Raw genomic sequence first — 22,887 nt, forward strand, 5'->3', positions numbered from 1 at the left:
TACCCCGAGGCCGACCGCTAGAATCCGATGAGGGGAAGTATGAGCAAGAACCGCACCAGCGGTCTGCGTCGAGGTGTCCGCATCGCGGGTGCCGTTGTCGCCGCCGCTGCTGGGATGGGCCTGCTTTCGACCGGCGCTGCCAACGCCGACGTTTTTGTGCCGTTGCCGGACGGCCAGAAACTGGGCCCGGGCGTGACCGTCAGCCGGACGGGTGAACGCGCCTTGATTTCACCATCTCTGGCCGCGAATGGCGCGGGCCGAGTCGTGTGGGTCTCGGGTAACGCCATTGCCGATGTGTCCATCACTCCCGAGGGCACCATCGGCCCGAACAATGGCGCCTCAGGGGCGCCGGGTACCAATAACTCCTCGACGCACGGCGCTTCGCAGCTGAGCACCGGCTACATCGTCGGCTGCCAGGTGAGCATCGCCGATAACGCGATCTCGGCCGGGGTTTCCGGCGGCATCAACCTCTCGGGCGGTTCGCTCGGTGGGTCGATCGGCCTCAACCTCGGCCCGGGCGATGTCAAGTTCGTTCAGATCGATTACAAGGACATTCTGAAGCCGGGTCGCTACTCGGTCGAGTATCAGGATGCGGAGATCGAGATCCAGGGCTGCGCGGGCTATGCCCAGGCGCGTGCCTACACCGTTGTCGAGATCATCGGCGACAACTACTCCAAGGTCACCCTGTACGGAGCGCCGTTCAGCATCGGCTGACCGCGGTGGGATCTGTCGAATCTCTACTCGCCGAATCGAATTCATCGAACTCAATCGCTAGGGGTAGTACCAATCATGATCGATCGTAAGTTTGTGGCGCGCGTTGCCGGGCTCGGCGGTGCCGCCGCGCTGGCACTCGGCCTGTTGTCCACCGGTGCGGCGAATGCCGACACCTTCATTCCGCTGCCGGGCGGTCAAATCGTCAAAACGCTTTCCGACGGAACGGTTCTTACCATTCGGCTGGTCGGCGAATCGGCCAATATCAATCCGTCCATGGGCGCGACACCCGTGCACCGCAATGCGTGGGTGTCCGGTAGCGCGCAGGTCGATGTGACCGATGGCTGGAACGGCGCGATCTTCCCGGGTTATGTCGTTGCCTGCCAAGTGAATATCGACGGCGGTGGCGTCGACGGCGGCGTCACCGGTGGTCTGGATTGGAGCGACAGCCAGAACGTCAAGCCGAAGGTGAGCGCCAACAGCGGCGCCAACCTGAGTCTCGGTCCCGGCCAGGCGCAGTCGTTCTATGTGCTCGATCTCGAGCAGGCCGACGACTTCGGCAACGAGGCGCACAAGAAGCGCAACAAGTTCAAGGGCGGCAGCGGCTCGGTCACCTGGGCCGACGAGACCATCGGTCTCAGCGGCTGTGGTGGCTACGCGCAGGCGCGTGCCTTCGTCAGCGTCGAGGTGGAGACCGACAACGTCATCACCTGGACGACGTTGTGGGGTCAGCCGTTCAGTCTCGGCTGAGTCTTCCGCTCGAATATGTGAACGGGCCCGTCGCACGCGCGACGGGCCCGTTTGCCTTGTGGTGCAGGGAATTACCGTATGTGATTGTGGCGCAGTCGAATTCCCGCTCATGTTGGCGGGCAGGGGAATTCGATTCAGAATTCGTGACGTCCACCCGCGCTGCGCTGGCTGTCGGCAAGCAGGTCGCGGATCTCGATCAGCACCTCGGAATCGCTGAGTTCGGTGTCCGGGGTGGTGCCGAACCGCTTCTTCGCGTGCAGTGCGGGCAGCACCAGCACGAAGTACAGCACCGCCGCGATGACCACGAAGTTGATGGCCGCGGTGATGAGCGGACCCACCTGCACGAAGGTTGCCGGTTTATCGGCAATCAACTGGAAACCGAGGCCGAGGTCGTCCCGTTCGCCGAAGATGGCGAGTATCGGGTTGATGATGCCATTGGTGAAGGCGGTGACGATCGCGACGAACGCGGTACCGATCACCACGGCTACTGCCAGGTCGACGACGTTTCCGCGGAGTAGGAAATCCTTGAAACCCTTGAGCATTGCCGATATCTCCTCTTCGGGTGGGAGCTGACTCGTTGTGCTCGGCGGTTCGGGCTGCCGTATCGACCGATGCTAGTTGACCTTGAAGGCAAATTCTCGGCGAACTGCGGTCAATGAAAAACCACGGTCAGCGCGGTGCGCAGCGAGGCGGCGGCAACCGCGGTGGCGTGTTCGGCGTCCATCGCGACCAGCACCACGCGCTCGGGCGCGCCGCGCCGGTCACCGGGACCGGATACCAGTACGACCGCGGCGTCGATCGCAAGCAGCCGGGCGGGACGGGTGCCGGGACCGCTCTGCTCCTCGGCTCCGATGACATCCACCCGGTCACCCGCCCGCAGGATCTCCGCGACCGCGGAATCGGCCAGCCGGATGGGCACGATGCGGGCATTGCTCGCCCCGGTGGCGACCGCCGCCAGTCGCGGTCCGACGATGCGCAGATCGGTGAATACCTCGCCGGTGCGCATCCCGCCGGTCAGCGTCGCGCCGACCAAAACGGCGATATCAGCGACCGCACCCGAGGGTAGCGTGCCGGATTCGAGAGGTGTCGAGCGTAGATCGGTCGCCTCGAGCAGGTGGCCCGGCGGCAGATCGCGTCCGGCGACCACGACCTCGGTGCGTGCACTGCCGGGATCGCCGCGGAGGAACAGGACGATCGCGAGTGCGGTGAGTGCCGCCGCCAGCAGGCGTCGGGCCAGGAGCGCATCCGCCCAGGGCGGTCTGTTCCAACTCGCCCTATCCCAGATCGCCGAGCGCAACGAGTCGCCGCGGCCGAGGTCGGCCAAGGATCGGGTCTTGCCCGACGGAAGGATGCCCAGGGGAGCCATGCCCGGAGCCTATGGTCATCGGCACTGCGACTCGCCCGGGAAAGGCGTGCCCTGTGGATAACGACAGCCCTGGGGATAACTCCCGCAGGGCTGCTCCTACCAGGGGAAACTCAGCTTGCGACGGCCGTGCTGGTAGTGCTGGAGCTGCTGGACGAACCGGAATCCGAACTCGGCGCGGAGCTGCTGGCACCGCTGTCCGACTTCGCGGGCTCGCTGGCGGTCGAGGAGCCACCGCGGCTGTCGGTGCGGTAGAAACCGCTGCCCTTGAACACGATGCCGACCGAGTTGAAGAGCTTGCGCAGCTTGCCCGAGCACTCCGAGCAGACGCTCAGCGCCTCATCGGCGAAGGACTGAACGATGTCGAAGCGGTTGTCACACTGGGTGCACGCATATGAATAAGTTGGCACAGCATCCTCCGCAGGGTTCGTCAATCTGGCACTCTACAGCCGACAGTGCCAACACCGCTAATCGGCATTTCATTCCGCATCCTTATCGCCACCCAATCGATGCAGTCCGCCGTGCGGTGTGAGGGCCCAGCCCATGCGCAGATCGTGCGGTTCCTCGGGGAGCCGGTCGAGCAGTTCGTCATCGCGGACCACCGCGATCAGCCGCGCCGTCGGCCGGGCCGCGGACAACGTCCGGTCGTAGTACCCGGCGCCGCGGCCGAGCCGAACACCGCGGCGATCCACCGCCAGCGCGGGGACCAGGATCAGCTCCGCCAGCGCGAGCGCATCGTCGAGCACCTCGCCGACGGGTTCCAGCAGCCCGAATCTGGCGCGCCGCAGGTCATCGATGCCGGTGAACTCGGCCCAGCGCAGCGGTCCCGGCGGTCCGGTGACCGGCAGCAGCACCCGGGCGCCCGCCGCACGCAGAGCCGTCAGCAGCGCCGTCGATCCGGGTTCCCCGCGCACCGGCACATACGCGCACACCCATTCGGGGACGTCCAGCTCGGCGACACTGTGGGCCAGCTCACGCGCCTCGTTTTCCTGGTCGGCGCTGCTCATCGCGGCCCGTCGTGCACCTATTTCCGCCCGCCAGGCATGTTTGTCGCGCTCGCCGGGCATCTCCACGGTGATCACCTTAAGCTCACCGGGACCCGAGTCGGCGTGATGGCCGCTTCGGGCCGATGACGGATGGATAGGGTAGGCGTATGACAGCAAAGGCCGGACAATCCGCGAATGGCGCGGTCGTGTCGTGTTTCCGCACGGCCGTCGTGCCCGCGGCCGGACTCGGGACGCGGTTCCTGCCCGCGACCAAGACCGTGCCCAAGGAGTTGCTGCCGGTGGTGGACACTCCTGGCATCGAACTGGTCGCGTCGGAAGCCGCCGATTCCGGTGCGGAGCGGCTGGTCATCGTGACCTCGCCGGGTAAAGACGGCGTGGTCGCACACTTCGTCGAGGACTTGGTACTGGAGGGCACGCTCGCCGAGCGTGGCAAGTTCCAGCTGTTGGAGAAGGTGCGCAAGGCGCCCGCGCTGCTCGATGTCACCTCGGTGGTCCAGGACGAGCCGCTCGGTCTCGGCCACGCCGTCGCCCAGGCCGAGGGCGCACTCGACGACGACGAGGACGCCATCGCCGTACTCCTGCCCGACGACCTGGTGCTGCCGTGTGGCGTGCTCGACGTGATGAGCCGGGTCCGTCGCAAGCGCGGCGGAACTGTGTTGTGCGCCATCGACGTTCCCAAGGATCAGGTCAGCGCCTACGGTGTTTTCGACGTCGCGCCGGTACCCGATGCGGTGAACCCGAATGTGCTGCGGGTCAACGGAATGGTGGAGAAGCCCGCGCTCGCGGACGCACCGTCGACCTACGCGGCCGCGGGCCGATACCTGTTGGACCGCGCCATCTTCGACGCGCTGCGCCGGATCGAGCCGGGCACCGGCGGCGAGCTGCAACTCACCGACGCGATCGCACTGCTCATCGAGGAGGGCCATCCGGTCCATGTGGTGGTCCACCGTGGGTCGCGCCACGATTTGGGCAACCCGGGCGGTTATCTTCGTGCTGCGGTCGATTTCGCTTTGGAACGAGAGGAATACGGCCCCGCCCTGCGGGAGTGGCTGCAGCATCGGCTCAGTGCGGACTGGGACCCACAGCTGACGACCTACGACTGATAGGCGCGGGCGTCGGGTTTCGCCGATAGTGGACCGTCGGGTACGAATGATGGTTCATCTGCGGTGTGAGCGACGGGCTCGGAGGCGGCAGCTTGCGTAACCACGTAGAGCCCCGGGAACACCGCGGATCGGGCAGAGCCGCGCGGGTTCGGTTGCGCGGTCGCGGAATCGGGTCGGTGCGGAGAGATCAGGAAGGGCTGGATGCGCTCGGTTGAGGATCAGCAGATCAAGGTGACGGCTGCGGCGGTCGCGCCCCGCCCGGTCCGGGTCGCGATCTCCGAGGCGCAAGGCCTGCTGTGTGCCGAGGATGTGGTCACCGAGCGGCCGCTGCCCGGCTTCGATCAGGCCGCGATCGATGGTTACGCGGTGCGCAGCGTCGATGTGTCCGCCGCGGGCACCGATATCCGCGACGAGGACGGCGAACTCGTCGATCTGACGCTGCCGGTGGTCGGCGAGGTGGTCGCCGGATCCAAGCAGCCGATTCGATTGCAGCCGCGCCAGACGGTGCGGGTCGATACCGGTGCGCCGCTGCCGACGCTGGCCGATGCCGTGCTGCCCTTGGATTTCACCGATGGCGGCCGGGCCAGGATCAAGGTGTACGAGCCGGTGCGATCCGGTGATTACGTCCGGCGTATCGGTGACGATGTGCAGCCCGGCGACGTCGCGGTGCGCGCGGGCACCATCATCGGTGCGCCGCAGGTCGGTCTGCTTGCCGCGGTCGGTCAGGACAAGGTGCTTGTGCATCCGCGCCCGCGGCTGTCGGTGATCTCGATCGGCGGCGAGTTGATCGACATCGATCGGACGCCGGGGCCGGGGCAGGTCTACGACGTGAATTCCTATGCGCTGGCCGCCGCCGCGCGCGACGCGGGCGCGGATGTGAACCGGGTCGGCATCGTGAGTTCGGATCCGCGGCGGCTGCGCGATGTGGTGGAGGGTCAGCTGGTTCGATCCGAGGTCGTGGTGATCGCGGGCGCCATCGGCGGGTGGGCCTCGGAGCAGGTCCGTGAGGCGCTCGAGGGGCTCGGCGAACTCGAAATCGCAAGGGTCGCCATGCATCCCGGCTCCGTGCAGGGTTTCGGGCGGCTCGGGCGCGATGAGGTGCCGACCTTTTTGCTGCCGTCGAATCCCGTTGGCGCACTGGTGGTTTTCGAGGTCATGGTGCGACCGTTGATCCGAATCGCGTTGGGGCGCAGGCATCCCATGCGCCGGATCATCCGTGCCAGAACGATCACCCCCATCACCTCGATGGCCGGACGCAAGGGGTACCTGCGTGCGCAACTCATGCGCGACGAGGCCACCGGCGACTACCTGGTGCAGCCGCTGGGCGGCGGCACGGGCGGTTCGTCGCATCTGCTCGCCACGCTGGCCGAGGCGAACAGTCTGATCGTGATCGACCCGGACGACACCGAGATCAGGACCGGTGACGAGGTCCGGGTCGCATTTCTCGCACAGCGTGGCTGAGGCGTGGAGACGATGAATGTGTTCCGGGTCACGCAGCATCCCGGTTGGCCCGCGCATCTGGGACCGGTGCGCGTCGCGGCCGGGGAGGTGACATTGCGTCCGGTCCGGTTGCGCGATGCGGCCGCATGGAGCCGGATCCGGTTGCGCGACAGGGCGCATCTGGAGCCGTGGGAGCCGACCGGGCGCGGTGCCTGGGAGGCCCGCAACCATGTGTCGAACTGGCCGTCGCTGTGGTCGAGTCTGAAGGCCGAGGCCAGGCGCGGTGCGATGATTCCGCTCGTGATCGAGGTCGACGGCGCGTTCAGCGGGCAGCTGACCGTCGGCAATATCGTGCGCGGTGCACTGCGTTCGGCATGGATCGGCTATTGGGTGGCCAAGGATTTGGGCGGTCAGGGCGTGGCGACGGCCGCGTTGGCGCTCGGGCTGGACCACTGCTTCGGGCCGGTCGGATTGCATCGGGTCGAGGCGACCGTGCGGCCGGAAAACCTGGCCAGTCAAGCGGTTCTGCGCAATGTGGGGTTTCGCGAGGAGGGTCTGCTGAAGCGGTACCTCGATGTGGACGGGGCCTGGCGCGATCACCTGCTGGTCGGCATCACCGTCGAGGAGGTGGCGGGGACCGTCGTCGATCGACTGGTGCGCGATGGCCGGGCCACGCTGCCTTGAAATACCGGTACGTCCGTGCTGTTTTCGACGCGCCCGGCTGACTTCGGCGCGCGGCGAAAATGGTGGAACTGTGACAGGTGTGGCGTATGTGCACGGCGCGCCTGACCGAACTTGGTGCGCCACGGAATTAACCTACGGACGTCGGTGGTGCGTCCCGCGCCACCGGCAAATCAGCCTGTGAGGCAGTGCCGAATACGCCTCACGGCGGCCGGACGTTCCGTCCGTCCGAGGCGTTTTGCGGCGAGCGAACGCACCGCGACGGGGCGTGGTGCGACCCGGTCGAAAGGCCGAGCGGACGATGCGGCGGGGACGGAGGTGCAGAGGCGAGATGCCGAATTCGATCCTATGGATCGGCCTGGTCGTGCTCTGGGTCTTTGTGCTGTTCCCGATCCTCGCCGACCGGCATCCCAGGATCAGGCAGACGACCGACGCGGCGTTGGCGACCCGCGTATTGCACCGCGGAGGTTCCAAGCGGCGCACCAAGAGTGGTCCGGCCGCGGGACACGACAGTGATCCGGATTACCGGCCGACCCGAGTGCAGAGAAAGCTTTCCCACAGCGATGATGCGGAGGACCGGATGACCCCACCGGCCGACGAGCAGGTCACCGAGGACGACAATCCCGCGGACAGCCCGCCCGAAGCCGAGTCGGCGGTATCCGATGCCGAAATCGACGACATGGACGAATTCGACGGTGCGGATAGTGAATTCGACGACGAAGCCGAAGAACTCGACGCCGCCGATTCCGATGATGCCGAAATCGCAACGGCCCGAACGGCTGCGAAGCAACCGGCGACCGCCGATGATGACCGGGTGGCTTTAGAGCACACCGAATCGACCGGTGCCCGAATCCCCCCGGCCCGGACGGCGGCGCCCGCCCGATTCGACGAATCCGACTCCGACGACTCGGATTTCGTGCCGACCCGGCGCGGCCGCGGCGGCTTCGATCCGGAGGCCGACGCCATCGCGCGCGCGGCCCGCTACACCTTCCGTCAGCGCGCGGTGCTCGGCCTCGTTCTGGCCGCCCTCGCCTTCGGTGGACTCTCGGTGGCGCTGAGCCCCATGTTCTGGTGGGGCTGCGGCGGCTCCGCGCTCGTCCTGGTGACCTATCTGGCGTACCTGCGCAAGCAGGTCCGCATGGAGGAGGAAATCCGCCGCCGCCGCCTCGCCCGCCTGGCCCGCAGCCGCGGCGAGCACATCGAGGCCGAACGCGAGGCCGGGCAGCGCGCCCAACAGCGCGTCATGGACCGCGACACCGCCCGCGCCCTGCGCCGCCGCTCCGCCCTCATCGAGGTGGACGACGAAGACCCCACGTTCGACTACCTGGAAACCTTCGACCCGGCCACTGCCCGCGCCCTCCGCCGCGGCACCGGCGACATGCGCCGCGCCGCTGGCGCCTGACCCATCCCCCCAGGTCACCCACACGATTCGGAGTCTGCCCACCCCGCCTGATACAGTGTCACAGCGCGGTTCCCCGGAGCCGCACGGGGCTATAGCGCAGTTGGTAGCGCGTCTCGTTCGCATCGAGAAGGTCAGGGGTTCGATTCCCCTTAGCTCCACAAATGGGAAGGCGAGTGCTCGTGTAGAGCACTCGCCTTTTGATTTTGTGACGACTCGCAGGGGCCTACGCGGCGACGGTAGCGAGGCGGAGGTGATCCTCGATGTCGGTGGGTGAGCCGGTGTAGTGGAGAGTGCGTAGACCGAGGCGAGCGGCGGCTTGGCAGTTGTCGGCACGGTCGTCGACGAAAAGGACGCGGCCGGGATCGCGAACTCCGGTCGCGGCGAGTGCGTTTCGGTAGGTGTCGGGGTGGGGTTTGTTCATGCCGAGCCGGGCCGAGTAGAGGGCGTCGGTCATCAGCGTGCGCCAGTCGGAGCCGTCGAGGGCGTCGCTGACCGGATGGGGTGCGTTGGAGAGCAGCACCATCGGCAGATCTGCCCGCCACGCATGGTGCAGAAGTGCGACGACGCGGTCGTCGGTCCGGGTCCACATCGCGGTGTCGACGGCACGCAACCTGGTGAGCAGTTCCGGGTCCGGGCGATATCCGAGCACGGCGGTCCAGAAGTCCGCGTCGTCGAACTCACCGGAATCGTAGGGTTCGCGGGCGCTCCAGAAGGCGGTTTGGAAAAGCCCGAGCTGGTCTGCGTGCCATCCGGCGAGTTCGGCGAGCCTGTTCCACATTGGAACAGTCGGCTGCAGGCCGATGACGCCGTTGTAGTCGAAGATGACCGCGTCGAGTGCCACGGGCTGGTGAGGTAGTGCAGTTACCACCGGTTCTCCAAGGCTTGATGGGACAGGACAGCCACGCCCGCGACGAGCAGGGCGAGCAGCATGAGGAGGGCGGTGTCGTCGCGGTGCGATGAGCGAAAGCTCTATCGGTGCCGCCGACGACTTCGCCGTCGAGAATGGCCGCGAAATCGGCTGCGTGGGTATGACGATTCCCGCCTGCTTCCATGACGAAAGAGGCGCACAAACTGTGGATCGAAGGAATGTTCCGCGAGTCGGAGGCTGGAGGTGATGCGCGACGCTGCGCGAACAAGCCGAAACCTACCAAGGGGTACGGCGAGGTACCACTCGGAACGGGCCTTGGTGATCCGCTCCACAAAGTGCCATCCGAAGGTCTCACCGCCGTCGTAGCCGAGACCGCTGGCGACGCTTGTGTCGATTCGCTCGGCGCGAGAGAAGCGCTGCTGCTCATGGATTTACGCTGTCCTGATGGGCCACGATCAGCATCAGCACTGGGAGCAAACCTACCGCTCCCACCCCGGCATGTACGGTGAGCGGCCTTCCCGAGCTGCGGTCCACGCCGCCGAATCCTTCCGCGCCGCTGCTGTGCGGGATGTCCTCGAACTCGGCGCGGGCCACGGACGTGACGCCTTGTATCTGGCCCGATCCGGCTTTCAGGTCACCGCCACCGACTTCAGCGCAGTCGGCTTGGCCCAGCTTCGGCACGCCGCCGCTACCGCGGGTATCGAAGACCGGGTGCGGACACTCGAACACGATGCGCGCACGCCGATCCCGCTGCCCGACAACGCATTCGACGGCGTTTTCGCGCACATGCTGTTGTGCATGGCTCTGTCCACCGAGCAGATCCTCGCCTTGGCGAGCAACATCAAGCGGGTGCTACGACCCGGCGGCATCTTCATCTACACCGTCCGCCATGTCGGCGACGCGCATTACAAGACGGGCATCTCCCATGGTGACGACATCTACGAGCAGGGCGGATTCGCGGTCCACTTCTTTTCGCGCACGCTGGTCGATGCTGTCGCCGACGGATGGGATCTGACCGAGGTCCACTCCTTCGAAGAGGGCGACCTGCCCCGCCGTTTGTGGCGCGTCACCCAGGCCCTGCCACCCCTGACCTCTCGCCGGGGCGAGGGTTAGCCAAACGGCACCGGGTGGCTCGGAATTCCTTGGGGAGTCATCTTCGGTGCGGCCCAACCAGCCGGATGGTTGATCAGTCCGAGAGCCGCAGCGCATGGACCGGGTTTGTGGAGGTCAGCCCAGTCGGGCGCACAGCAGCCAGGCGGGAACCGACTTGCGGCCGCTGGGTTCGTCGCGGATGCCCTCGAACCGGAACCTCGGGCCGTCGGCAGGGCCGAAGTCGCCGACAGGCAGGTTGCCGTGGATTCGTGCCGGCCTGATCTCATCGATCACCCAGTACTTTTCCACCGCTTCGCGCAGCTCGTCGGCGGTGACCGGTGCAGGCCCCGGTACGGGTACTTCGGGCAGGGCGGTGCGGTCGAAGACCAGCGCGAAATATGATGCGCCCGGCGCGGCGGCGCGCACGATCGACTGCTGGTAGCCCGCCCGCGACTCGACCGGGATCGAATGGAACAGCGTGCTGTCGACGATCGTGTCGAAGCGACCGTCGTAGCCGGTGAATGAGGTGACGTCGGCGACCTCGAAGGAGGCGTTGGCCAAGCCGCGCCTTGCCGCCTCGGCGCGGGCCAGCTCGATCGCGGTCGGCGACAGGTCCAGTCCCACGGTGGTGTAGCCCCGCTCGGCCAGATACAGCGAGATCGCCGCCTCACCGCATCCCACATCGAGGACATGGCCATGGAATTTGCCCTGCTCGATCAGCGTGGCGAGTTCCGGCTGGGGTTCCCCGATACTCCACGGCGGTTTGACGCCCGGCCCGAACGGGCCACCCGTGCCTCGGTAGACGGCTTCGAACTCGAAATCATCCGGCCCAGTCATAGCATATGAGTATCAGTGACCTGGGTGTCTGTCAACGCGCGGTCGCCGTTGTCGCCGAGGTCCTCGGCGTTCCAGCGCGCTGAGCAACGCTTGCCGAGGTCGCACCTGACAGAATGCGCGCATGAACGATGGTTCCTCGGCTGCCTCGACGATCAGCTGCGGTGCACGGGTGCGCGCTCAGTCGGAGGCGCATCATCGCGCTGGGTGTCTTGCCTCGGCGTTCGTTGCGGCGGGAATCACGCGCGGTGATCGCGTCGCGGTGATGTTGCGGAACGACATCGAGTTTCTCGAAGTCTCTCTTGCGGTTGCTGCCTGTGGGGCCAATCCCGTTCCTGTCAATACCGGCTGGCGGGCCGCCGAGGTTGCCCATGTCCTCGAAGACAGCGGTGCCCGCGTCGTTCTCGCGCACACCGAGTTCATCGGCACCATCGAGAAGGCTTGTGAGACAGCCGGGGTGGGTCCGATGATTGTCGAGGTCGCTATGCCGATCGAACTGCTCGAGGAAGCTGGGCTCAACTCGGCGTTGGCGCAGCCCACGGGTCGGCACAGGTCTGTTGAGCAGTGGATCCGGGATCATCCCGAACCGCTCGGTTATCTCGATGGTGCGATCGCGGATTCGATGGGGCTCATCTACACATCGGGCACCACGGGAACGCCGAAAGGTGTTCTCCGCGAACGTATGACGCCGCATCAGCTGTTGTCCATCGCGGGTGGTACGGCGAAACGGATGGGATTGGCCCCGGGTGGGCAGATGCTGGTAGCTGGGCCGCTGTATCACACCAGTCCCAATGCGGTGGCGGTGTTGGCGCTGCGGATGGGGACCAATATTGCGATCATGCCGCGTTGGGATGCGGAGCGATTTCTGCGGCTTGTCGAGAAGCGTCGGATTACGCAGGCCAAGGTGGTACCGACGATGCTGTCGCGGCTGTTGTCCCTGCCTGCCGAAATCGCCTGTCGTTACGACGTTTCCAGTCTGACGCACCTCATCCATTCCGCGGCGCCGTGTCCGCCCGCCGTCAAACGCGCCGCGATCGAGTGGTTCGGTGATGCGGTGATCGAGTTCTATGGCTGCACCGAGGCGGGCACCGTTACCTGGATCGGCGCCGCGGAATGGCTCGAACATCCGGGCAGCGTCGGCCGTGGTGCCGACGGTTCCGATGTCGTTGTCGCTACCGAGGACGGAAAACCGTTGCCGTCGAACGAGATCGGGAATGTGTTCGTTCGTGGTGCCGACTACTGGCCCGATTTCCGCTACCTCGACCGCGATACACAAGCGACCAGCCCCGTCCCCGGCTTCCTCGATGTCGGTGACACCGGGTACCTCGACGACGACGGCTATCTCTACCTCACGGGGCGCTCCAGCGAGATCATCATCTCGGGAGGCGTCAATATCTACCCTGCGGAGATCGAGGCCGCTATCGCTGCTCTCGATGGGGTAGAGGACGTTGCCGTATTCGGCGTCCCGCATGCGGGCGATTTGGGGGAAGCGGTTGCGGCGCATGTCGTTGCGCGATCCGGGGCGACACTTACCGACAGTGGAATTCGTGCGGGTCTCGCCGACCGGATTGCTCGCTACAAGATTCCGGCCCACGTGCGTGTGGTCGCGGCTTTGCCGCGGGATGAATCGGGCAAAGTGTACAAACGCGAACTCCGGGCGCTCTACGGAGCTTGATGCCCAGGGCAACGGTGTAGCGCCGACGGCTCCCGACCGATCATTCGGCCGGGAGCCGCGGCCGTGCGTTTACACCAATTCGGGGACGCGGAGGTGAGCGATGGCCAACTCGCACTCACACATGTCGACTACCTGCATACCGGCTTGGCGGGTGATTCGCTCGCGCAGGGCGGTTGCGTCTTCGCGGTTGCGTTCCATGGCGTCGGCGGTATCGAAGGTGACGCAGGAGACGCCACGGCCGGATGCGCGCTCGACCAGGAGGCTCGCGCTGCAGAACCCCTCGAGGGATTCCATGTCGGGTAGGGCTTGGGACTTGTAGGTCTCGATCGCGGCGTCCTGTCGATCCGGGTTCGTCTTGATCCAGACAACCCGAGCGCAGGCGCCCTCCTGAGCACGGTGGTCACGATGTAGGGCGGCGATTTCCCAGTGCTCGATCTGGGTGCCGCCGCCGCCGAATGCCGCGGCCGCGCGATCTCGAATGGGGCGAACCCGGTCGGCGCTGCGGGTCATCGCCTCCTCGGTTTCCCATGAGGTAGTTACGATGCACCGGCCGGACTGGCGATCGACCAGCAACGATAGTCCGACACAGCCGCGTATGTCTTCCAAAGCCGGCATTACCTCGTCACGTACGTGCGCAATCCCGGCGTCGATAGCGGAGGGTTGCGCCTGAATGGTGGTAGAACGTGCGTACACGAGCGACTCCCTCGGTGTTCAGGGCAGCGCCCCGGTGGCGCCACCGACATGTTCACACTGCCCCGCTGCGGCGCTCATGGCAATAGGGCCAGCACACTTCGCGCAACGCATATTCATGGGCGGAGACCGCCGCTGCGGCTTCAGGAGTTTGCGATAGCTGGTTGCGGGGTAATTCCGGCGCTGAACGAATTCCAGGCAATCGGCAGCCGAGGCAGCCAGTGAACCTGTCCGGCAAGAGGAATTATTATGTGGGACAAGCAGTTCGGCCACATCACCACCCATCCGCAGCCCGAGAGCGACGAATGGGACAGCGACACAGTCGCTTTCGCTGAGATCGCGGATAACCTGGTTCGAAGTCTGCTCGATACCGGACTGCAGCTCAACAAGATCGGTATCGAATTCGACAGGGAGCCGGTCGCAGCCGCGCAGGCGGATCGGACCCGCGATGCGATCAGCGACATCATCGACGACCTCGACCGCATCATCCGTGATGCCGGTCGGGCCGTTATCGCGGTGACTTCGACACTGCCGAGGACGGGTGTCTCGCGGTACAGATGAACCACGCCGGAAGTCGGCTGGTATTCGACGGCGTTCAGCCGATCCGGCTCCACCGTCGCAGCAGGTTGACGGCCGCCGTCGCCGGTGCCGCATACTCCGCTATGCCGGACACCGGTCGGCAACCGTCGCATTATCCAGGCGTGGGCGTGGAAGCCGCAGTGGCATGGGCTACTTCGTGTCTGCCGCGAGTCCGATCAGGCGGGCACGGACGAGTTCGGGGCGTTCGTCCGCGACGAAATGTCCGCAGCCGGTTACCGGTTCGAAGGTGTAGTCGTCGGCGCCGCGGGCGGTTTCGGCGGCGGCGAGGGAGCGGTGCACGGCGGGGTCGTCGACGCCGAAGAGGACGCGGATCGGGATGGTGATACGGCGGCGTTCGGGATGACGTGCGGCATCCGGGATTTCGCGCAGCCAGAAGGTGCGGTAGGTGTCGGTGGCGGCGCGGGCGCAGACCGGATCACGGAAGCGGTCGGCGAAGGTGCGGATCACCTCGGGGCTGACCGTGCTGCGGTCGGTGATCGCCCCGCTGATGAGCCATTCGAGGAAGCGGGTGCGCTGCTGCAGCGGCACGCCCACCGTGGCGACCAGCGGCTGGTAGGTGAGGAAGCGCCAGATCTGTCGCAGGACCGTCGTCGGCGGCACCCACGGATGGGCCATATTCAGCACCAGGTAGCCGTCGAAGCGGTCGGGTTCGCGCAGCACCATGCGATAGCCGATGTAGCCGCCCCAGTCATGGCCGACGAGCAGCACGCGTTCCAGTCCGAGCGCATCGAGGAGTGCAAACACATCGGAGGCGACTTCCTCCTTCGACCAGCGGTGCGGCGCGGGACCCGACCAGCCGTATCCGGGCAGGTCGGGGGCGATGATCCGGAGTCCCTCGGGCGGGTCGGCGAGGAGATCTCGGTAGGCGTAGTGGTGCTGTGGCCAGCCGTGCAGCAGCACGACCGGGCGACCGTCCTCGGGCCCGGATTCGGTGACGTGGAACCGGACATCGCGAGCTGTCACGAACGAACGGCGCACACCGGGTATGACTGGCGGTTCGGTACCGTCGGTAACAGGCATAGGCTCACGATAGTTCGCCGACCGTCTGCCGAACCACCTTCTGGAGTCGGATTCGGGCCACCGCCTGTGGTCGGATAGCGCGTCGCCGGACCGACGATCACACTGGAGGTGTGTTCCAGCGGATCGTAGTGGGATACGACGACTCACCCGGCGCCAGGGAAGCTCTGCGGATGGCGCTCGAGCTGGCCGCCGCGAACAAGTCCGTGCTCACCGTGGTCGCGGTGGAGGAGCATCGTCCGCACTATGGGCCGGTGATCGGGGAGATCGAGGAGGAACTCTCGGTCGAGGAGGTGACCACCCGTCGCTGGCTCGTCGCCGCTGCCGAGGCGGCCGCCGCACGTGGCATCGCTATCGCGGCCGAAATCCGTGCCGGGCACCCCGCACATGAGCTCGCCGTCGCCGCCACACACCACGAGGCGGATCTGCTGGTGCTCGGCCGCAGTGGACATTCCGCGATCTGGGGCCGATTCATCGGCGCGACCGCCGAGAAGGCCGCCCGGCACGCCGACTGCTCGGTCCTCATCGCTCAGGACGGCCACAAGTGAATCCGAATGTGTCCGGCGCGCAAGGTATTACGGTCTTGCGGGCGGAGGCGTAGCGTATGTCCCAGCTCAGTACCTGGTCGGCTCGACTGGCCACGACGAACGCACCCGCGTCGGTTGTCCTGATCCGCCTGTTCGTCGGTGTGATTTTCCTATCCGAAGGCATCCAGAAGTTCGTCTATCCCGATACCCTCGGCGTCGGCCGATTCGACAAGGTCGGCATCCCGGCCCCCGGATTCGTCGCACCGCTCGACGGTGTCTTCGAAACCGCCTGCGGGGCCTTGATCCTCGTCGGGCTGCTGACACGGGCCGCGGCAGTCCCGATGATCGCCGACATGGTCGGTGCGCTGCTGATTACCAAACTGCCATTGCTCTGGGGCGATGCGGCACTGTTCCCGGGCAAGTCCGGATGGTGGGCCTTCCTGCACGAGTCCCGCACTGATCTCGCGCAACTGTGTGGGAGCGCATTTCTGCTGATCGTCGGTGCCGGAACACTTTCCTTGGACGCCGAGCTCATTCGTGGCAAAAAGCGACACGCCGAACCCGCCCAGCGGTAAAACCAGGTGAATCCGGCGCTACCGACAAGGTAGGAATGCCTCATGCCGACTGAATTCGCCCCGGGTTTGTTCGCCGGACAGGACCTCGCCGCGCGGGTCGAGCATGCCGAATGCACGCTGATCGAAGAGGGCGCTCGCGCGGCCGCCCGCCGCGACCCACAGCAGCGAGTGCTGGTGCGCCCCATCGGCGGCGGGCTCGCGGTGTGGGCTGGCCCGGGTTCACCGCTCGACAAGGTGGTCGGCATCGGCATGAACGGCGCCGCCTTCGATGACGCCGAGCTGGACGCGGTCGAACAAGCCTTCGCCGAGCGGGAGGCACCGGTCCAGGTCGAGGTCTCCACGCTGGCCGATCCGGCCGTGGTCGAACGCCTGACGCGCCGCGGCTACGTGCTGTTCGGATTCGAGAACGTGTTGGGCCTGCGGCTCGAGCCGGGGCGGCAGGCGCAGCCGGCCGAGGGCATCGAGATCCGCGATGTCGGGCACGACGCATTCGAGACCTGGGTGAATGTCGTCGTCGACGGCTTCGCCACGCCGGATAGCCAGGGTGTCGCCTCGCACGAGGAATTCCCGCGCGAGGCTATCGAACGGGCCGAGCGGGACCTCACCGCGACGAGCGGTTTCGTCGGCTCGCTCGCCATGGTCGACGGCAAGCCCGCTGGCGGCGCGAGCCTGCGCCTCAGCGACGGCGTAGCCCAATTATGCGGTGCGGCAACCCTTCCCGAATTCCGCCGCCGCGGCGTGCAGGGCGCACTGCTGTCGGTGCGCCTCGCCGCCGCGGCGGCCGCGGGTTGTGACCTCGCGGTGGTTACCACACTGCCGGGTTCGAAGTCGCAGCAGAACGTGCAGAGGCTCGGTTTCCAGCTGCTCTACCCGCGTGCTGTTCTCGTCCGCTAGTACCGGCCGAAGGCGAGCGCGACATTGTGCCCGCCGAAACCGAACGAGTTGTTGATCGCGTACTCGATCTCCTGGTTGCGTGCCTCGCCGTGCACGACATCCAGATCGATTTCGGGATCGAGGTTGTCCAGGTTCAGGGTCGGCGGCACGACACCGTCGCGGATGCTGAGCACGGTCAGGATCGATTCCAGTGCGCCCACCGCACCGATCGAATGTCCAAGTGCCGACTTCGGCGCGTACACCGAAGCATGGTTGCCCACGGCCTTGTTGATCGCGTTCGCCTCGGCGGTGTCGCCGACGGGGGTCGCGGTCGCATGCGCGTTGATGTGGGTGATGTCCTTCGGGGTGAGACCTGCGAGCTGCATGGCCCGGGTCATCGCGCGCGCCGCGCCGTCGCCATCGGGGGCGGGAGCGACCAAATGGTAACCGTCGGAAGTGATTCCGGCGCCGAGCAGGCGCGCGTGGATGGTCGCGCCACGAGCCTTGGCGTGTTCCTCGGTCTCGAGGACCATCAGCGCACCGGCCTCGCCGAAGACGAAACCGTCGCGATCCTTGTCGAAGGGACGCGAGGCGCCCTTCGGGTCGTCGTTGCGGGTACTCATCGCGCGCATCATGGTGAATGCCGCGATCGGGAGTACATCGATGTATCCCTCGACGCCACCGGTTACGACCATATCTGCGTCACCCATCGCAATCATGCGCCACGCGTTGACAATTGCCTCGGACCCGGACGAGCACGCCGAGACCGGCGTGATCACGCCTGCCTTGGCCTTCAATTCGAGACCGACGACCGCCGACGGGCCGTTCGGCATGATCATCTGCACGGCCAGTGGCGAAATCTTGCGGTAGCCACCGTTCTTCAGCTTGTTGTTCGCATCGGTGATCGCATCCGCGCCGCCGAGCCCGGTGCCGATCGCCACACCGAGCCGCTCGGGATCCACCTCCGGACTGCCCGCGTTGCGCCACACCTCGCGTCCGAGGACCGTCGCGAGCTGTTCGACATAAGCCATTCGGCGCTGTTCGACCCGTGTGAGCAGGGTTTCGGGGCGAACCTTCAGGTGACCGCCGATGCGGACGGGGAGGTCGTACTCCTCGACGAAGGGATCCTCCAGCACGTCGATCCCGCTCTCGCCGTTCAGGAGTCCCTTCCAGGTCGCGTCGACATCACCCGCGATGGAGGTGGTCGCCGCGAGACTCGTCACGACGACATTCGGGAATCGCCCGTCGGCAGCAAAGAGGTTTCGCACGAGAGTCGCTCCTGGTTTCTCTTCCGATAACGCGGTTTTCGGTGTCCTGGCGAGTGCCTTAGCTGAAGTGGACAGGCGTTCGACAGGCTACGGCGGCCGGACCTCGTTGTCGTGCGGCATCGTCGCAGGCGTTCTACTATGCCGCCGCATGCACCGAAATGCACTGCTGAGCTGGTATTTTCGCTGGACATCGTTCCCGGAAGAGCATACCGGCGCGGATTGATCACGGTATGCCCGTCGTTACGAACCTTCGGCCCGGCGCTTGTGGGAAACCTCCAAAGTCGCAGGAACCGCGTTCATCCGCGGGCCATCCGGGCGTAGCTTGCTGGTCCATTGACCGGTTCTCTCCGGCCCATTCTGTCGCCTTACCGGCGCATCTATGCAATCTTGTTATTGCACAACGGCATTGAAAGGGTCGCCCCAGCGGCACCGGTGAAGGGGTGTGGCGAGAGCATGGTGTCGTCGAACACAGCCGAGTCCGGCGGCAATACCGCCGCGCAGAGTTCACCCACCCCGCCGGCTCCGCCGGCTGCCATCCCCCGAGACGTCAGCAGGCGCGGGAGTCGCTCGGCCGATCCGCTGTGGCCGGGCATGCTCCCGCCCGGACCCGCACCACGGGTCCTCCCGCCGACGCGCCCACATCGCCGGAAGCGGCGTCCGCCGCGTCGGCCCTGGTTGGTCGGCAGTGCCGCGATCTTCGGGACGCTGGCGGCGGTGGCATTGGTGCTCGTATACACGGCCGAGGCGAGCAATACCCGGCAGTCGACGGCCACGATCACCGATCGGGTGCTCGGCGGCGGACCGAACTGCGAGCCGACGCGCACCGAACAGCTGGTGCGCGGCAACGGAACCGGGTCGACCGAATCCGGTCCGGATGTGATCCTGGCCTTCCAATATGCCTACTACGTGACCCGCTCGGCCTCCGATGCCCGGGCACTGACCACAGCGGATGCGGCGGTGTCCTCGGTCGCATTGATCGACGCGGGCATCAAATCGATTCCGCCCGGCACCCAGCACTGCGTCATGATCACCCCGATGCTCGACGGTCGCTTCGACGTCGTCATCACCGAGTTCCGACTGGATGCGACGGTGCGCACCTATCGACAGTTCGTCACCGTCGCGCCCCACGAGGGCAGCACCGTCATTACCAAGATCACCGCGCCGTCCTGAGTCTTCCGCTCAGCTCCGGCGGCCGGGAAGACCCGCGGTGGTCGCCGCAGCGGCCAGGACTGTTTCGAGCATGTCGGGAGTGAGCCGACCGGTGAAGGTGTTCTGCTGGCTGACGTGGTAGCAGCCGAACAGGTGCAGCGGCGCACGATCATCGACGGTCGGCGGCAGCACGACGTGAGCGCCGTGCCCGAATTTGGGGCGCGGACGCGGCACGGTCCAGCCCGCGGCGGCAAGTACCGGAAGCAGTGCCTGCCAGCCGAACGCGCCGAGTACGACCACCGCCCGCAATGTCGGTGTGAGCAGGCCCAATTCGGTCTTCAGCCAGTGACTGCAGCGATCCCGCTCGTCGGGTGTCGGCTTATTGTCGGGCGGCGCGCAGTGCACCGGCGCGGTGACCCGAGCACCGATCAGCCGCAGTCCGTCATCGCGGTGCACCGCCGTAGGTTGGTTGGTCAGCCCGACGTTGTACATGGCGGCGTAGAGGAAATCCCCACTGCGGTCGCCGGTGAACATTCGCCCGGTCCTGTTGCCGCCGTGGGCGGCCGGGGCGAGCCCGACGATCAGCAGCCGGGCGTCGTCCGGGCCGTAGCCGGGAACTGCTCTGCCCCAATAGGTTTCGTCACGGTACGCGGCACGCTTTTCCCTGGCCGCCCGTTCCCGCCAGGCGACCAGCCGCGGGCAGGCGAAGCAGTCCGCGACCGCGGCATCGAGTTCGGCGATGGTCTCGCACACGATCACAAGGTGCCGCAGGTCATTTCGGCGCGAGCAGGCCGGTCAGATGGTCATGGGCGACGTGTGCGTGCAGTCGCACACCGGTGACCAGCGGGCCGTCGTCGGCATAGAAGTGCGGATTGTGATTCATCGCCATACCCCGTCCACCCGGAATCGGCACGGGCATACCCGTTTTCGGATCGATCTCCGAATCCTGCACACCGAGGGTCACATAAAGACCACCGTACTTGTTGACGAATTCGGAGACATCGTCATAGCCGAGCGTCGGGATCGTCGGGGTGACCTTATCGGCCCCGGCGACGCGCTGGAATGTCGGCAGCGCGGCGTTGATCCACTCCTCGGTGTTTTGCACGGCGGGCACGTCCTGCAGGTATTCGACTGTCGCCGTACAGTTGTAGGCCTGCGCCGAATGCGCGGCGAGGGTGTCCAGGCGCTTCTGGATATCGCCCATATCGGCCTCGACCGCGCAGCGGATAGTGCCCCACAGCGTCACGGTCTGCCCGATGATGTTGAACCGGCCCACATCCTGCACGTGGCCGATGCTGACGGTGAACGGATCGAATGCGCTGACCTGCCGGTACAACTGGCCGATGCCGGTGATGACGGCGCCCGCGGCGGGCATCGGGTCCACGCCCATCCACGGTGTGGACCCGTGTACCTGCTGTCCGGTGATGGTGATCTTCGCCAGACAGGAGGCGCCGAACTGATTGCCGATCCGATATCCGATGTAGCCCTTGGGATATGGCGTGACATGGAAGCCGAACGCCATGGTCGGCGATGGATCGTCGAGCGCGCCCTCGTCGATCATCTGCTTCGCGCCGCCCTTCTCGTCGACCGGCGGCCCCTCCTCGGCGGGTTGGAAGACGAAGAGCACCGTTCCGGGCAGGCGGTCGCGCATGTCGGTCAGCACCGAGGCGGCACCCATCAGCATCGCGGTGTGGCAGTCGTGGCCGCAGGCGTGCGAGACCGGGAACGGTCCGCCGGGATAGTCGTTGTCCACGACCTTCGATGCGAAATCGGCACCGCACAGGTCGGGTACCGGCAGCGCGTCGATATCGGCACGCAGCGCGATTGTCCGGTCGCCGTGCATACCGCCGCGCAGCACACCGACGATGCCGTGTCCGGCGATGCCGGTGCGCACCTCGTCCAGATTCAGCGAGCGCAGATGATCGGCGATGAGTGCGGCGGTATTCGACTCCCGGTTGGACAGCTCGGGATGCCGGTGCAGATGGTGCCGCCACTGGATGACCTGATCCGCCACTTGTGCCGCGCGCCCGTCCAATTCGTCATAGATCGCGCCTGCAGTCATCTGAACTCCGTTCGTTGTGTCGGGATGCCACACGCTCAGCGATAGACGAAGCGATCAAGTCCACTATGCATCGATAGCCACTGGTTTGCGTACAGGTCGCACGACCAGTTCGAGGCGGCGGTGAGATGTGCATAACGACCCGGACATGTGAGCCGGACCACGCGGTCGAGTTGATAGCATGGCCTTTCTGGCCGACCGGATGCGGGCAACGCCCCCGGGTTCACCTCGAAAGAGTCTTTCCATGCAGTTTGAAATCGTCGAGCGAGACGAAACGTGGGTTGCCGGGCTCCCGGTGCGCAGCCCGAAACGTGCGCTCGGGGAACTGCGGGACCACGACCTCGAGGCCGCGTGGGCGGCGGTGCTGCATCAGGAGCTCGGCGGCCAACTGGCCAGCGCCTACACCGACTACTCCGGTGAACTCGGCACCTACAACACCCAGATCGTCGGCTATGAGTGCGCATCCTTCGGCGAGGTCACCCGCGGCCACCTGGTGGCGCGGCTGCCGCGCGGCACCTATGCCAGGTTCTCCTCGGTCGGTAACTTTCCGCAGGTGATGACGGACCTGTGGACGCAGATCGCCTATGCCGAGGAACACAACCAGATAAAACGCACCTACACCGGCGATTTCGAGTGTTATCCGCACGCCTACAAGATCGATCTCTACCTGGCGGTCGAGGCGCGATGACATACGCGATCGTGGTGCGCCGCGAGGCCATCTACGGCGGTCTGGTGGTGCCGCGGGTACGTCCGAGCTTCAAGGTCAGCAATAGCGACCTGATCGAATTCCTGAAGGATCGGCTGCGTGACCGCGCGGGCGCGGACCAGCCGATGTACACGGTATACGTGCCGGATCCGGCCGGAAACTACAACGCCGTCGTGTGTTTCGAATACTCCGATCCGAGTGCGGTTCCGGTCGGTGACGTACTCGTCAAGGTGCCCAAGGGTGTCTACGCTCGGTTCGAGCCGAACGGGGATTACCACGATCCGGTCGAGGACGTGTGGGCCCAGGTCGACGATGCGACGGCATCGGCCGAGATCACCCGTGCGTACCGCGAGGAAATCGAGATCTGGCGTGGGCCGGAGTCGGTCGAACTGTTCATCTCCATCCTGGTTTGAGATTGCTATGCATTAGCTGTGTCAGTACCGACTGGTCTCCACGATCTATTCGATGGCATGTTCGAGTGGTCTGACCTGCGGTAA

At 66.0% G+C, this 22,887-nt stretch carries 26 protein-coding genes and 1 tRNA gene; 16 read left to right on the top strand and 11 right to left on the bottom strand.

Features of this window, described 5'->3' with window-relative positions; all coding sequences use genetic code 11:
• The first annotated feature begins 39 nt into the window (after nucleotides 1-39).
• Both ACQPZ2_RS06960 and ACQPZ2_RS06965 read left to right on the top strand, forming a co-directional pair.
• Nucleotides 40-714: an MspA family porin gene (locus ACQPZ2_RS06960; RefSeq protein ID WP_063036809.1), complete on the top strand. Its 675-nt coding sequence runs from the start codon at nucleotides 40-42 to the stop codon at nucleotides 712-714.
• A gap of 75 nt (nucleotides 715-789) precedes the next feature.
• Nucleotides 790-1,461 carry an MspA family porin gene (locus tag ACQPZ2_RS06965; protein ID WP_063036807.1) on the top strand — a complete coding sequence of 224 codons (672 nt, stop codon included), beginning with the start codon at nucleotides 790-792 and terminating at the stop codon, nucleotides 1,459-1,461.
• 134 nt (nucleotides 1,462-1,595) lie between these two features.
• Here the strand turns inward: ACQPZ2_RS06965 and mscL are convergent, their stop codons facing one another.
• The 4 genes from mscL to ACQPZ2_RS06985 form a co-directional block, all read right to left on the bottom strand.
• Entirely contained in the window at nucleotides 1,596-2,003 is a 408-nt protein-coding gene (gene mscL, locus ACQPZ2_RS06970) for a large conductance mechanosensitive channel protein MscL (RefSeq protein WP_433524794.1), read from the bottom strand.
• Nucleotides 2,004-2,113: 110 nt separating this feature from the next.
• A complete protein-coding gene (locus ACQPZ2_RS06975) occupies nucleotides 2,114-2,827 on the bottom strand; it encodes an SAF domain-containing protein (protein WP_433524795.1) in 714 nt (237 codons plus the stop codon).
• Nucleotides 2,828-2,937: 110 nt separating this feature from the next.
• Nucleotides 2,938-3,234 carry an FmdB family zinc ribbon protein gene (locus tag ACQPZ2_RS06980; RefSeq protein ID WP_433524796.1) on the bottom strand — a complete coding sequence of 99 codons (297 nt, stop codon included), beginning with the start codon at nucleotides 3,232-3,234 and terminating at the stop codon, nucleotides 2,938-2,940.
• A gap of 69 nt (nucleotides 3,235-3,303) precedes the next feature.
• Nucleotides 3,304-3,891: a 5-formyltetrahydrofolate cyclo-ligase gene (locus ACQPZ2_RS06985; protein WP_433527347.1), complete on the bottom strand. Its 588-nt coding sequence runs from the start codon at nucleotides 3,889-3,891 to the stop codon at nucleotides 3,304-3,306.
• A gap of 86 nt (nucleotides 3,892-3,977) precedes the next feature.
• Here ACQPZ2_RS06985 and ACQPZ2_RS06990 point away from each other — a divergent pair, with 86 nt between their 5' ends.
• From ACQPZ2_RS06990 to ACQPZ2_RS07010, 5 genes are all read left to right on the top strand, one after another.
• The gene (locus ACQPZ2_RS06990; RefSeq protein ID WP_387293430.1) at nucleotides 3,978-4,934 is read left to right on the top strand and encodes a UTP--glucose-1-phosphate uridylyltransferase; all 957 of its coding nucleotides are present in this window, start codon (nucleotides 3,978-3,980) and stop codon (nucleotides 4,932-4,934) included.
• Between the two features lie 201 nt (nucleotides 4,935-5,135).
• A complete protein-coding gene (gene glp, locus ACQPZ2_RS06995) occupies nucleotides 5,136-6,395 on the top strand; it encodes a molybdotransferase-like divisome protein Glp (RefSeq protein ID WP_063036798.1) in 1,260 nt (419 codons plus the stop codon).
• Between the two features lie 12 nt (nucleotides 6,396-6,407).
• Nucleotides 6,408-7,058 (top strand): GNAT family N-acetyltransferase, encoded by a 651-nt coding sequence (locus ACQPZ2_RS07000; RefSeq protein WP_433524797.1) that lies wholly within the window; start codon nucleotides 6,408-6,410, stop codon nucleotides 7,056-7,058.
• 328 nt (nucleotides 7,059-7,386) lie between these two features.
• Nucleotides 7,387-8,457 carry a divisome protein SepX/GlpR gene (gene sepX, locus ACQPZ2_RS07005; protein WP_433524798.1) on the top strand — a complete coding sequence of 357 codons (1,071 nt, stop codon included), beginning with the start codon at nucleotides 7,387-7,389 and terminating at the stop codon, nucleotides 8,455-8,457.
• An 85-nt stretch (nucleotides 8,458-8,542) separates the two neighbouring features.
• Nucleotides 8,543-8,615 (top strand) — tRNA-Ala (locus ACQPZ2_RS07010).
• Nucleotides 8,616-8,680: 65 nt separating this feature from the next.
• On the opposite strand, the gene ACQPZ2_RS07015 is transcribed toward ACQPZ2_RS07010, so the two are convergent.
• Complete coding sequence (locus ACQPZ2_RS07015; protein WP_433524799.1) at nucleotides 8,681-9,298, bottom strand: HAD family hydrolase; 618 nt, start codon at nucleotides 9,296-9,298, stop codon at nucleotides 8,681-8,683.
• Nucleotides 9,299-9,769: 471 nt separating this feature from the next.
• Here ACQPZ2_RS07015 and ACQPZ2_RS07020 point away from each other — a divergent pair, with 471 nt between their 5' ends.
• Nucleotides 9,770-10,438: a class I SAM-dependent methyltransferase gene (locus ACQPZ2_RS07020; RefSeq protein WP_433524800.1), complete on the top strand. Its 669-nt coding sequence runs from the start codon at nucleotides 9,770-9,772 to the stop codon at nucleotides 10,436-10,438.
• 114 nt (nucleotides 10,439-10,552) lie between these two features.
• Here the strand turns inward: ACQPZ2_RS07020 and ACQPZ2_RS07025 are convergent, their stop codons facing one another.
• On the bottom strand, nucleotides 10,553-11,254 hold the full coding sequence (locus ACQPZ2_RS07025) for a class I SAM-dependent methyltransferase (protein ID WP_433524801.1): 702 nt from the start codon (nucleotides 11,252-11,254) through the stop codon (nucleotides 10,553-10,555).
• Between the two features lie 121 nt (nucleotides 11,255-11,375).
• Here ACQPZ2_RS07025 and ACQPZ2_RS07030 point away from each other — a divergent pair, with 121 nt between their 5' ends.
• Nucleotides 11,376-12,926, top strand: coding sequence for an AMP-binding protein (locus ACQPZ2_RS07030; RefSeq protein ID WP_433524802.1), 1,551 nt, complete (start codon nucleotides 11,376-11,378; stop codon nucleotides 12,924-12,926).
• A 69-nt stretch (nucleotides 12,927-12,995) separates the two neighbouring features.
• Here ACQPZ2_RS07030 and ACQPZ2_RS07035 read toward each other — a convergent pair whose 3' ends face one another.
• Complete coding sequence (locus tag ACQPZ2_RS07035) at nucleotides 12,996-13,619, bottom strand: antibiotic biosynthesis monooxygenase (RefSeq protein ID WP_433524803.1); 624 nt, start codon at nucleotides 13,617-13,619, stop codon at nucleotides 12,996-12,998.
• Between the two features lie 246 nt (nucleotides 13,620-13,865).
• Here ACQPZ2_RS07035 and ACQPZ2_RS07040 point away from each other — a divergent pair, with 246 nt between their 5' ends.
• Nucleotides 13,866-14,177: a hypothetical protein gene (locus ACQPZ2_RS07040; protein ID WP_433524804.1), complete on the top strand. Its 312-nt coding sequence runs from the start codon at nucleotides 13,866-13,868 to the stop codon at nucleotides 14,175-14,177.
• Between the two features lie 168 nt (nucleotides 14,178-14,345).
• Here ACQPZ2_RS07040 and ACQPZ2_RS07045 read toward each other — a convergent pair whose 3' ends face one another.
• Nucleotides 14,346-15,236, bottom strand: a complete 891-nt coding sequence (locus ACQPZ2_RS07045) for an alpha/beta fold hydrolase (protein ID WP_433524805.1) — start codon at nucleotides 15,234-15,236, stop codon at nucleotides 14,346-14,348.
• A gap of 110 nt (nucleotides 15,237-15,346) precedes the next feature.
• On the opposite strand from ACQPZ2_RS07045, the gene ACQPZ2_RS07050 reads away from it, so the two are divergent.
• Genes ACQPZ2_RS07050 through ACQPZ2_RS07060 form a run of 3 tightly spaced genes read left to right on the top strand, consistent with a single transcriptional unit; the run spans nucleotide 15,347 to nucleotide 17,229 of the window.
• Nucleotides 15,347-15,781, top strand: coding sequence for a universal stress protein (locus ACQPZ2_RS07050; protein WP_433524806.1), 435 nt, complete (start codon nucleotides 15,347-15,349; stop codon nucleotides 15,779-15,781).
• Nucleotides 15,782-15,837: 56 nt separating this feature from the next.
• Nucleotides 15,838-16,335, top strand: coding sequence for a DoxX family protein (locus ACQPZ2_RS07055; RefSeq protein WP_433524807.1), 498 nt, complete (start codon nucleotides 15,838-15,840; stop codon nucleotides 16,333-16,335).
• Between the two features lie 42 nt (nucleotides 16,336-16,377).
• Complete coding sequence (locus ACQPZ2_RS07060) at nucleotides 16,378-17,229, top strand: GNAT family N-acetyltransferase (RefSeq protein WP_433524808.1); 852 nt, start codon at nucleotides 16,378-16,380, stop codon at nucleotides 17,227-17,229.
• On the opposite strand, the gene ACQPZ2_RS07065 is transcribed toward ACQPZ2_RS07060, so the two are convergent.
• Nucleotides 17,226-18,476 (bottom strand): KasA/KasB family beta-ketoacyl-ACP synthase, encoded by a 1,251-nt coding sequence (locus tag ACQPZ2_RS07065; RefSeq protein WP_433524809.1) that lies wholly within the window; start codon nucleotides 18,474-18,476, stop codon nucleotides 17,226-17,228. The two genes, ACQPZ2_RS07060 and ACQPZ2_RS07065, sit on opposite strands and share 4 nt — an antisense overlap.
• A 453-nt stretch (nucleotides 18,477-18,929) precedes the next feature.
• On the opposite strand from ACQPZ2_RS07065, the gene ACQPZ2_RS07070 reads away from it, so the two are divergent.
• On the top strand, nucleotides 18,930-19,646 hold the full coding sequence (locus ACQPZ2_RS07070) for a hypothetical protein (protein ID WP_433524810.1): 717 nt from the start codon (nucleotides 18,930-18,932) through the stop codon (nucleotides 19,644-19,646).
• A 9-nt stretch (nucleotides 19,647-19,655) separates the two neighbouring features.
• On the opposite strand, the gene ACQPZ2_RS07075 is transcribed toward ACQPZ2_RS07070, so the two are convergent.
• A complete protein-coding gene (locus tag ACQPZ2_RS07075; protein WP_433524811.1) occupies nucleotides 19,656-20,378 on the bottom strand; it encodes a uracil-DNA glycosylase in 723 nt (240 codons plus the stop codon).
• A gap of 19 nt (nucleotides 20,379-20,397) precedes the next feature.
• Nucleotides 20,398-21,687, bottom strand: coding sequence for a M20 metallopeptidase family protein (locus ACQPZ2_RS07080; RefSeq protein ID WP_433524812.1), 1,290 nt, complete (start codon nucleotides 21,685-21,687; stop codon nucleotides 20,398-20,400).
• A 241-nt stretch (nucleotides 21,688-21,928) separates the two neighbouring features.
• Between ACQPZ2_RS07080 and ACQPZ2_RS07085 the strand changes: the two genes are divergently transcribed.
• Together ACQPZ2_RS07085 and ACQPZ2_RS07090 are read left to right on the top strand one after the other, a co-directional pair.
• On the top strand, nucleotides 21,929-22,372 hold the full coding sequence (locus tag ACQPZ2_RS07085) for a GyrI-like domain-containing protein (RefSeq protein ID WP_063036734.1): 444 nt from the start codon (nucleotides 21,929-21,931) through the stop codon (nucleotides 22,370-22,372).
• On the top strand, nucleotides 22,369-22,803 hold the full coding sequence (locus tag ACQPZ2_RS07090) for an effector binding domain-containing protein (RefSeq protein WP_354959785.1): 435 nt from the start codon (nucleotides 22,369-22,371) through the stop codon (nucleotides 22,801-22,803). The genes ACQPZ2_RS07085 and ACQPZ2_RS07090 overlap by 4 nt, the downstream gene beginning before the upstream one ends.
• The last annotated feature ends 84 nt before the right edge of the window (nucleotides 22,804-22,887 follow it).

The sequence above is a fragment of the Nocardia pseudovaccinii genome (assembly GCF_050942345.1).
GTDB lineage: Bacteria > Actinomycetota > Actinomycetes > Mycobacteriales > Mycobacteriaceae > Nocardia > Nocardia pseudovaccinii.

Coding starts and splice junctions, on each gene's coding strand:
- ACQPZ2_RS07070 (WP_433524810.1), top strand. CDS start 18,930: ATGGTGTCGTCGAACACAGCCGAGTCCGGCGGCAATACCGCCGCGCAG.
- ACQPZ2_RS07000 (WP_433524797.1), top strand. CDS start 6,408: ATGAATGTGTTCCGGGTCACGCAGCATCCCGGTTGGCCCGCGCATCTG.
- ACQPZ2_RS07030 (WP_433524802.1), top strand. CDS start 11,376: ATGAACGATGGTTCCTCGGCTGCCTCGACGATCAGCTGCGGTGCACGG.
- ACQPZ2_RS06985 (WP_433527347.1), bottom strand. CDS start 3,891: ATGCCCGGCGAGCGCGACAAACATGCCTGGCGGGCGGAAATAGGTGCA.
- sepX (WP_433524798.1), top strand. CDS start 7,387: ATGCCGAATTCGATCCTATGGATCGGCCTGGTCGTGCTCTGGGTCTTT.
- ACQPZ2_RS07080 (WP_433524812.1), bottom strand. CDS start 21,687: ATGACTGCAGGCGCGATCTATGACGAATTGGACGGGCGCGCGGCACAA.
- ACQPZ2_RS07085 (WP_063036734.1), top strand. CDS start 21,929: ATGCAGTTTGAAATCGTCGAGCGAGACGAAACGTGGGTTGCCGGGCTC.
- ACQPZ2_RS06990 (WP_387293430.1), top strand. CDS start 3,978: ATGACAGCAAAGGCCGGACAATCCGCGAATGGCGCGGTCGTGTCGTGT.
- ACQPZ2_RS06965 (WP_063036807.1), top strand. CDS start 790: ATGATCGATCGTAAGTTTGTGGCGCGCGTTGCCGGGCTCGGCGGTGCC.
- ACQPZ2_RS07055 (WP_433524807.1), top strand. CDS start 15,838: ATGTCCCAGCTCAGTACCTGGTCGGCTCGACTGGCCACGACGAACGCA.
- mscL (WP_433524794.1), bottom strand. CDS start 2,003: ATGCTCAAGGGTTTCAAGGATTTCCTACTCCGCGGAAACGTCGTCGAC.
- ACQPZ2_RS07020 (WP_433524800.1), top strand. CDS start 9,770: ATGGGCCACGATCAGCATCAGCACTGGGAGCAAACCTACCGCTCCCAC.
- ACQPZ2_RS07045 (WP_433524805.1), bottom strand. CDS start 15,236: ATGCCTGTTACCGACGGTACCGAACCGCCAGTCATACCCGGTGTGCGC.
- ACQPZ2_RS06975 (WP_433524795.1), bottom strand. CDS start 2,827: ATGGCTCCCCTGGGCATCCTTCCGTCGGGCAAGACCCGATCCTTGGCC.
- ACQPZ2_RS07090 (WP_354959785.1), top strand. CDS start 22,369: ATGACATACGCGATCGTGGTGCGCCGCGAGGCCATCTACGGCGGTCTG.
- glp (WP_063036798.1), top strand. CDS start 5,136: ATGCGCTCGGTTGAGGATCAGCAGATCAAGGTGACGGCTGCGGCGGTC.
- ACQPZ2_RS06960 (WP_063036809.1), top strand. CDS start 40: ATGAGCAAGAACCGCACCAGCGGTCTGCGTCGAGGTGTCCGCATCGCG.
- ACQPZ2_RS07040 (WP_433524804.1), top strand. CDS start 13,866: ATGTGGGACAAGCAGTTCGGCCACATCACCACCCATCCGCAGCCCGAG.
- ACQPZ2_RS07025 (WP_433524801.1), bottom strand. CDS start 11,254: ATGACTGGGCCGGATGATTTCGAGTTCGAAGCCGTCTACCGAGGCACG.
- ACQPZ2_RS07060 (WP_433524808.1), top strand. CDS start 16,378: ATGCCGACTGAATTCGCCCCGGGTTTGTTCGCCGGACAGGACCTCGCC.